The following is a 1,503-nucleotide window of genomic DNA, read 5'->3' on the forward strand; positions in this document are numbered from 1 at the left end:
CTGGGCACCTTCCTGATCCTGCAGGGCGTGAACCTGGCGGTGACCAAGCTGGTCACCGGCAACGTGGCCACCGACGACATCAGCGACATGGACGGCTTCGACCAGGCCAGGAAGGTCTTCGCCTCCTCGTTCGACGTCGGCGGGGTCCAGGTGAAGATCACCGTGGTGTGGTGGCTGGTCTTCGCCGCGATCGCGACGTGGGTGCTGCTGCGCACGAAGTACGGCAACTGGATCTTCGCGGTCGGCGGCAGCAAGGACTCCGCCCGGGCGGTCGGTGTCCCGGTGACCTTCACCAAGATCTCGCTGTTCATGCTGGTCGGCTTCGGCGCCTGGTTCATCGGCATGCACCAGCTGTTCTCCTTCAACACCGTGCAGTCCGGTGAGGGCGTGGGCCAGGAACTGATCTACATCGCGGCGGCCGTGATCGGCGGCTGTCTGCTCACCGGCGGCGCCGGCTCGGCGATCGGCCCGGTCTTCGGGGCGTTCATGTTCGGCATGGTCAACCAGGGCATCGTCTACGCCGGCTGGAACCCCGACTGGTTCAAGGCCTTCCTGGGCGTGATGCTGCTCGGCGCCGTCCTGATCAATCTGTGGGTCCAGCGCACCGCGACCCGGAGGTAAAACGATGACCGACGACAAGACCCACGCCACCGTGGTCGCGGACGCACCGCCCGCCGAGGACGGCCTGCTGGTCGAACTGCGCAAGGCCGGCAAGTCCTACGGCAACATCCGCGCCCTGCACGGCGTCGACCTGAAGGTCCACGCCGGCCGGGTGACGTGCGTGCTGGGCGACAACGGCGCCGGCAAGTCCACCCTCATCAAGATCATTTCCGGGTTGCACCAGCACACCGAGGGCGAGTTCCTCGTCGACGGGCGCCCGGTGCGCTTCGCCGGCCCGCGCGAGGCCCTCGACAAGGGCATCGCGGCGGTCTACCAGGACCTGGCCACCGTGCCGCTGATGCCGGTGTGGCGCAACTTCTTCCTCGGCTCGGAAATGACCCGCGGGCCCTGGCCGCTGCGGCGCCTGGACATCGCGGCGATGAAGAAGACCGCCGACCGGGAACTGCGCAACATGGGCATCGTCCTGGACGACCTGGAACAGCCCATCGGCACCCTCTCCGGCGGCCAGCGCCAGTGCGTGGCCATCGCCCGCGCCGTCCACTTCGGCGCCCGCGTGCTGATCCTGGACGAGCCCACCGCCGCCCTGGGCGTCAAGCAGTCCGGCGTGGTGCTGAAGTACATCGCCGCCGCCCGCGACCGCGGCCTGGGCGTCATCTTCATCACCCACAACCCCCACCACGCCTACATGGTCGGCGACCACTTCAGCGTGCTGCGCCTGGGCACCCTGGAACTGTCCGCCTCCCGCACCGAGGTCGGCCTGGAGGAACTGACCAACCACATGGCCGGCGGCGCCGAACTCGCCGCCCTCAAACACGAACTGGCCCAGGTACGCGGCGTCGACACCGACGAACTCCCCGAAGAGGAAGACCTCACCGCACCCGT

The 1,503-nt window shown here is 68.3% G+C and carries 2 protein-coding genes; both read left to right on the top strand.

From position 1 onward, the window contains the following. The coding region (locus ACIBJF_RS53385; protein ID WP_399185113.1) for an ABC transporter permease at nt 1–621 on the top strand (621 nt) is incomplete at its 5' end. A gap of 4 nt (nt 622–625) precedes the next feature. Next, nucleotides 626–1,503 (top strand): ATP-binding cassette domain-containing protein (locus ACIBJF_RS53390; protein WP_399185114.1); only part of this gene is annotated, 878 nt, incomplete at its 3' end.

It is taken from the genome of Streptomyces sp. NPDC050743 (assembly GCF_044456925.1).
Taxonomy (GTDB): Bacteria; Actinomycetota; Actinomycetes; order Streptomycetales; family Streptomycetaceae; genus Streptomyces.